Source organism: Nostocoides veronense, assembly GCF_039531185.1.
Taxonomy (GTDB): domain Bacteria; phylum Actinomycetota; class Actinomycetes; order Actinomycetales; family Dermatophilaceae; genus Nostocoides_A; species Nostocoides_A veronense.
In genome coordinates this window covers 3,982-10,385 of the sequence record NZ_BAAAPO010000005.1, presented here as the reverse complement: position 1 = coordinate 10,385, position 6,404 = coordinate 3,982, and the positions used below count along the sequence as shown (strand labels likewise).

Sequence of the window (6,404 nt, the reverse complement as noted above, 5' to 3'; positions counted from 1 at the left end):
CACCGAGGTCACGGGCCCTACCGCGTCACCACGCAGGGCACCCGTGCCCGGTCAAGTTCGAAGAGCCTCGTTTCGCCAATGCCCAACTCCTTTGCCAGCTCGGCCGCGGAGCGTCCAGCGCTGTATCCGGCGACTAGGCGCTCGATCGACGCCGGGCCAATCTTGGATGCGATTCGATGGGGTTCCCACTGTCTGACCTTGGGCATCTCCGTGTCGCGCTCGAATGCGCGCGCGATGCGTACGTTGAGCCGCGCCAAGGTCGGCTCGGCGTTGGAGTAACGCGCAAGCACCTCCGCTCACTTCGTCTCGCGGAGGCGGTAGGACCCACCACGCCTTCATCTCCGCTCACTTCGTCTCGCGGAGGCGGTAGGACCCCCCCACGCCCTCATCTCCGCTCACTTCGTCTCGTGGTTCTCACCGCGAGGTCGTCAGGTTCGGTCCAGATCGTCAGGTTCATGTGACGTTCTCAGCCCAAACTGACGAAATCGGCGGCTGCGCGGCTCCGACATACTGGCGGGCATGAGCCGCACGATCGTCGTCCTCAACGGGCCCAACCTCAACCTTCTCGGGGTGCGGGAGCCACAGGTGTATGGCGCGGAGACGCTCGCGGATGTCGAGGCGCGGTGCCGGCGGGCAGCGGGTGCTGCGGGATTCGACATCGACTTTCGACAGTCGAATCACGAGGGCGATCTGATCGACGTCATTCACCAACTGCGAGAGTCCGCGGGATTCGTCGTCAATCTCGGGGCGTACACCCACACCTCTATTGCGCTACGCGATGCCCTGGCCACCGTGACCGGCCCCATCGTCGAAGTACATATCTCCAATGTCCACGCGCGCGAGGATTTCCGCCACCTTTCGTATGTCGCGCCGATCGCCGCGGGCGTCATCGCCGGCTGCGGAACGCTGGGCTACGAGTTCGCGATCGCGGTCATCGCGGACCGCCTAGGCGCCGAGTGACGAGAACTATAGAAAGTTTTTACCCGCCTTTGCTACCGAAGAGTAGTTGATAGCGGCATCACGCGTTCAGCGAAAAAGACTGTGCTGCAACAGATTTCGCGTGCAACCGTCCCGACGTCGCCGACACCGCTGGACGGCCGCCCAGAGTATGCGCAGTCCGGCCGCGCATCTCCCCCCGCGCGGTGGTGTTCGTCACGTCGATGCGTGCTAGCGTTCACGTCCGGTTGACCGAGCTTTTTCGCACGAACCTTCGGAGCGGGCAATTTGTCCGATTTCGTCGGGGTACGACTGCCCCAATTCAGTGGGAGGGCGTAGGGCAGCTTTGTGGAATGCGCGACGTGTGCATTCCATCGCACCAAGAAGGAAGAGATTCTCCCCATGGCACAGGGCACCGTCAAGTGGTTCAACGCTGAAAAGGGCTTTGGTTTCATCGCCCAGGACGGCGGCGGCCCCGATGTGTTCGTTCACTACTCCGCCATCGACACCAACGGCTACAAGTCGCTGGACGAGGCGCAGCGCGTGGAGTTCGAGGTCACCCAGGGTCCTAAGGGCCCGCAGGCTGACCGCGTCCGCCCCGTCTGAGACCGGGTCGACCGGCATACGCGGGACGGATGCCGGTAGCGAACACCCTTACATTGGCCCCGCTCGACCTCGGTCGGGCGGGGCCAATGCCTTGCCCAGGTGGTCAAGTTGAGTGGTCAGCTACTGGACAGTCGGAGAAATGCTCCTAGACTGCTCGCGCAGCACAGCCTTGCTGCAGTGAGGATGTTGGACACGTGTTTCGACGTGCGGGGGTGGGCGCCGACGACGGCGCGCCCGGCGCGCGCCGTCCACATCGGTGGCGCCGCATCCTGATCCTCGTCATCGTCGTGGCGCTCGCGGTCGTGGCGATCCCGTCCATCGCGGCATACTTCAAGCTCAACGGAAATATCACCCGCATCGACGTCTCCCGAGCCCTTGGCAACCGCCCCACGACTTCGCCGGTCAGCGAGGGCGACCCAAGGCCGCTGAATATCCTGGTTATGGGATCGGACACGCGCACTGGAATCGGCACCACCGAATACGGCAAGGACACGGTCGAAGGCGGGGCGCACTCCGACACCAACTTGCTTGTCCACATCTCCGCCGATCGGCAGCGCGCGCTGGTCGTCTCCATCCCCCGAGACTCCATGACGATGGCGCCCACGGATTGCAGCGACCCCAATTCCACGGTCGCTAATGGCGAGATTCGTCAGTGGAATTACAACTTCAATCAGGGCGGTCCAGGCTGCGTCATCAAGACCCTTGAGGGCCTGACGGGCGTTTTCGTCAATCACTTCGTGGTTATCGACTTCCGCGGCTTCCAAGACATGGTCGACGCACTCGGCGGCGTCGAAGTGTGCACGAATGTGGATATCGCGGACAAGGACGCGCAATTCACCCTGCCCGCCGGTCGTCATACCCTCGATGGCAAGCAAGCCCTGGGATATGTCCGGGTGCGCAAGACCGTCAACGATGGCAGCGACCTCAATCGCATCCGGCGCCAGCAGGCATTCCTTTCCTCGGTCGTCCAGCAAGCCACCAGCACCGGACTGCTCCTGCGTCCCGACCGCCTCTACGGCTTCCTGAACGCCGCCACGGGCGCCATGACGACCGACCCAGACCTCGGGGCCACCGCCATGGCCTCAATAGCCAACAGCCTGCGGCATATCGGCATCGGGCGAATCGCTTTCGTCACCGTGCCGACCGAGGTCTATCCCAAGGACCCGAACCGGGTGCAGTGGAAAGAATCCGCGACCCTCATCTGGGATGCCATCAAGGCCGATCGGCCGATGGATGACTCCAACGCCGGCAAGCCCAAGCCGTCCTCGACCAGCACGCCCGCGAGCCCGCTAACCGTCTCGCCGGACCAGATCACCGTGCAGGTCAGCAACGACTCCGGCGTCGAAGGGCTGGCCCTCCAGGCCGGGTCCGCGCTGGCAGTGCAGGGCTTCCGGATCGCGGGCTATGCCAATGGTCCGGTGGGCGAGACCACCGGTGTGATCATCCGGTATGCCGCCGCGCAGCGCGACGCCGCGCGCACCGTCGCCGCGGCCTTCCCGGGCGCCACCCTCAAGGCCGACGACACCCTGGGTGACGTCATCTCGGTTCATCTCGGAGCCGGCGCGTCCAACCCAGTCGCCGTGCCAAACCGAATCGGCACCGACCCGCTCCCGTCGATGACCTTGACCGCCTCCCCGGCGGCATCTGATGGGATCGAGACCCGTAGCGCCGATCAGGACATCTGCAACTAACCAGCTGTGCTGTCGGGGAGCAGATATGCCGCCGACACGAGGTGATCAAGGTCGGAGAGCCCCTAAATGCTCAAATGGCTATGTTTCCCGTCGGTCACCTCGATTCTTCAGCCCCGGCGAGGGCTGAAAGTCCAGGCCAACGGGGCGGCGCAGCCACGCAACAGGCGGAGCAAGGAGGCAGCCCCCGGTCCACAAGGGACCGGGGGCCAGTGCGCGGAGGCGGAGGGATTTGAACCCTCGATGGGCGATTAACCCAAACCGCATTAGCAGTGCGGCGCCATAGACCGGACTAGGCGACGCCTCCAACAGCCCACACAGGGTAGCCCGCCCAGCACCCCGCGAGCAAAAGCGTTCGGCGTCCGGTTGTGTGACTCACGTCGTGGGCAACTCCACGAAGATCGTTGTGGCTCCCGGGCGCGAGCGCAGGCCGACCCGACCGTCGTGGGCGGCGGTCACGGCAGCGACGATCGACAGCCCCAGGCCGGTGCTTCCCGCGGCCCGGTTGCGAGCCACGTCACCCCGCGTGAAGCGTTCGAAAACGTTGGGCTGCAAGGCTTCTGGTATGCCGGGTCCATCGTCTGTGACGGAGATTGTCACGACATCGGACCGCTTTGGGTCTCCCACTGAGCCGCGCCGCACAGACGTCGTGACGCGGGTTCCGGTTGGGGTATGGGCGCGCGCGTTGGCAAGCAGGTTCGCCAGGACTTGATGGAGCCGGGCCTGATCGCCGGTGACCTCGATCGGCTCATCCGGCAGATCCAAGGACCACACGTGCTCGGGAGCCGCGGCACGTGCGTCGCTGACGGTGTCGATCGCCAAAAGGGTCAGGTCGACGGCCTCGTGCTCAAGCGGCCGGCCGGCGTCCAAGCGGGCCAGAAGCAGCAAGTCCTCGACGAGCCCCTGCATACGCAGCGACTCGGACTCGATCCGGCTCAGGGCGTGGGTGACCGAGGATGGAACGGGGGAGGGCTCGCGGCGGGAGAGTTCGGCATACCCCCGGATGCTGGCCAGCGGGGTGCGCAACTCGTGCGAGGCATCGGCGACGAACTGGCGCACGCGCGTCTCGGACTGGTGGCGCGCCTGCAGGGCGCCGTCGACATTGTCGAGGAGGCTGTTGAGGGCCAGGCCGACCTGCCCCACCTCGGTGCGAGGATCGGTGTCGCGGGCCGGGACGCGGTCGACAAGGGCGACCTCGCCGGTTTCGAGGGAAAGGGTGGAGACCTTCCGGGCCGTCCCTGCCACCCGGCGCAGCGGCTCGAGATTGCGGCGCACGAGATAGGTACCACCGCCACCCACGACGACGAGGCCAAGCAGCGTGCCGATGGTGACCAGGCCAAGCAATTGGTTCGTCGTGCGGTCGATCGGGTCGATGGGCAGGCCGGTGTACTGCATACCCTGAGGGGTCGAGGTCGCGAGGACGCGATAGCGACCGATCTCGGTGCCGAAGTCGATGGTGCGCGGCGTGGACCCGAGGCCGGCGCCCGTGAGCAAGGTGACCTGCGCAGCGTCAAGAGAGGTGTCCTGGCCATCCCGGCCGACCACGGAGTTGATGGGTGAGCCGTTGACCGAGACGACCCGGTCGTTCTTGACGAGCAGTTGCAGCACCGTGCCGCCGGTGCCCGGGAGTCCACCAGGCGCGCCGGGCGGGCCGTGGCGGTCATCGCCGTCCGGGTCGAAGCCGTGCCGCCCGAAGGCTGCGCGCTGAGCGGTGGCGGTCAGTTCGGCGTCGACCTGGCCCGCGAGATACTGCCGAGTCGCGAGGACGACCATCGCGCCGGTGCCGAGACTGACCGCGAGGAAGAGGGCGATCATCGAGGCGACGAGTTTGGCGCGCAGGGTCCAGGTGCGCGGATCGCGCATCGAGGTCTGCCGGGTCGGCCGTGTGAGCGGCATCAGTCGGCCGGTTTGAGGACGTAGCCGACGCCTCGCATCGTGTGGATCATTGGGCTGCGGCCGGCGTCAATCTTCTTGCGCAAGTAAGAGATATAGAGCTCGACAACATTTGCCTGGCCCCCGAAGTCGTAGTTCCAGACACGATCGAGAATCTGTGCCTTGGAGAGCACGCGCTTGGGGTTGCGCATGAGGTATCGCAGCAACTCGAACTCGGTCGCCGTCAGGCTGATCTCCTCGCCCGCGCGGGCGACTTCGTGGCTGTCCTCGTTCATCGTCAGATCGCCGACGACGAGCACCGAGGCGGATTCATCGGCCACGACGGCGGTACGGCGCATGAGCGCGCGCACGCGGGCAACAACCTCTTCGAGGCTGAAGGGCTTGGTGACATAGTCGTCGCCACCCGCGGTGAGGCCAGCCACCCGATCCTCGACGGCATCCTTGGCGGTCAGGAACAGGACGGGCACATTAGCGTCGTCGGCTCGCATCCGGCGCAGCACTTCCATACCGTCGAAGTCCGGCAGCATCATGTCGAGGACCACGGCGTCGGGGGCAAATTCCCGCGCCGCCCGCACCGCTTCGGTGCCGGTGCCCGCGGTGCGCACATCCCAGCCTTCATAGCGCAGCGCCATGGCCAGCAGTTCGGTGAGGTTCTGCTCGTCATCGACGACGAGGACGCGCACTGGCGACCCGTCGAGGCGCTGCAACTTCTGGGCTGATTGGCTCATGGGGTCTAGTCAACCGTCCCGACCCTAGGCGCGCCCCCGGTCCTGACTGTGTGTTTCCTATGAGTCGCCTTTGTGCCCGGGGGGGCTAACTTCTGGTGGCGCCGCTCTCAAGCGGTGGGATATTCGCATGCATCCACTGCACGAGCGGCGTCACGGAGCGCCAGCAGGTGCGGACGTGCGTCAGGACGCGCTCGTCGGCGATCCAGTCGGCAGCACCGAACGGCAGGATCACCATGACCTCCTTCTGACGCAGCAAATCGATGCGCGGATGGTCGGCCGAGAAGCCACGAGGCGTGGTCTTGACGTGATCGCCGAGCACCTCATAGCCCGAATCGACCAGCGTCGTCATGAGCTGCGCGAGTTCAGCGCCGGTCGCCGGGGCGTCGACATCGGTTCTTTGACGGAGCGGTCATATGCCGTCTTGCTGGCCAGCCAAAACTCGCGTGTGTTGGTCTCCTCCAGCCCGTCATAGAAGTCAAGTGCGGCGGCCGGGAAACCGAGTGCGGACATGCGGGGGACTCTAGAGGGGAGCCCTGTCGCGGACGCCAAGGAA

At 65.6% G+C, this 6,404-nt stretch carries 7 protein-coding genes and 1 tRNA gene; 3 read left to right on the top strand and 5 right to left on the bottom strand.

Annotated elements, in window-relative coordinates; genetic code table 11:
* Positions 1–519 precede the first annotated feature (519 nt).
* The 3 genes from aroQ (at position 520) to ABD225_RS01025 (ending at position 3,233) form a co-directional block, all read left to right on the top strand.
* Positions 520–960 carry a type II 3-dehydroquinate dehydratase gene (gene aroQ / locus ABD225_RS01035; protein ID WP_344079971.1) on the top strand — a complete coding sequence of 147 codons (441 nt, stop codon included), beginning with the start codon at positions 520–522 and terminating at the stop codon, positions 958–960.
* A gap of 378 nt (positions 961–1,338) precedes the next feature.
* The gene (locus ABD225_RS01030; RefSeq protein ID WP_344079967.1) at positions 1,339–1,542 is read left to right on the top strand and encodes a cold-shock protein; all 204 of its coding nucleotides are present in this window, start codon (positions 1,339–1,341) and stop codon (positions 1,540–1,542) included.
* Between the two features lie 194 nt (positions 1,543–1,736).
* Positions 1,737–3,233: an LCP family protein gene (locus tag ABD225_RS01025; protein WP_344079964.1), complete on the top strand. Its 1,497-nt coding sequence runs from the start codon at positions 1,737–1,739 to the stop codon at positions 3,231–3,233.
* A gap of 214 nt (positions 3,234–3,447) precedes the next feature.
* On the opposite strand, the gene ABD225_RS01020 is transcribed toward ABD225_RS01025, so the two are convergent.
* The 5 genes from ABD225_RS01020 to ABD225_RS01000 all read right to left on the bottom strand — a co-directional run bounded on the left by ABD225_RS01020 (position 3,448) and on the right by ABD225_RS01000 (position 6,361).
* A tRNA-Ser gene (locus tag ABD225_RS01020) sits at positions 3,448–3,537 on the bottom strand.
* Positions 3,538–3,605: 68 nt separating this feature from the next.
* Positions 3,606–5,126, bottom strand: a complete 1,521-nt coding sequence (locus ABD225_RS01015) for a sensor histidine kinase (RefSeq protein ID WP_344079961.1) — start codon at positions 5,124–5,126, stop codon at positions 3,606–3,608.
* Positions 5,126–5,851, bottom strand: coding sequence for a response regulator transcription factor (locus tag ABD225_RS01010; protein WP_344079958.1), 726 nt, complete (start codon positions 5,849–5,851; stop codon positions 5,126–5,128). Before ABD225_RS01010 ends, ABD225_RS01015 begins: the two co-directional genes overlap by 1 nt.
* An 85-nt stretch (positions 5,852–5,936) precedes the next feature.
* Positions 5,937–6,200 (bottom strand): DUF2461 family protein, encoded by a 264-nt coding sequence (locus tag ABD225_RS01005; RefSeq protein ID WP_344079955.1) that lies wholly within the window; start codon positions 6,198–6,200, stop codon positions 5,937–5,939.
* Positions 6,197–6,361 carry a DUF2461 family protein gene (locus tag ABD225_RS01000; RefSeq protein ID WP_344079952.1) on the bottom strand — a complete coding sequence of 55 codons (165 nt, stop codon included), beginning with the start codon at positions 6,359–6,361 and terminating at the stop codon, positions 6,197–6,199. The genes ABD225_RS01005 and ABD225_RS01000 overlap by 4 nt, the downstream gene beginning before the upstream one ends.
* Positions 6,362–6,404 lie beyond the last annotated feature (43 nt).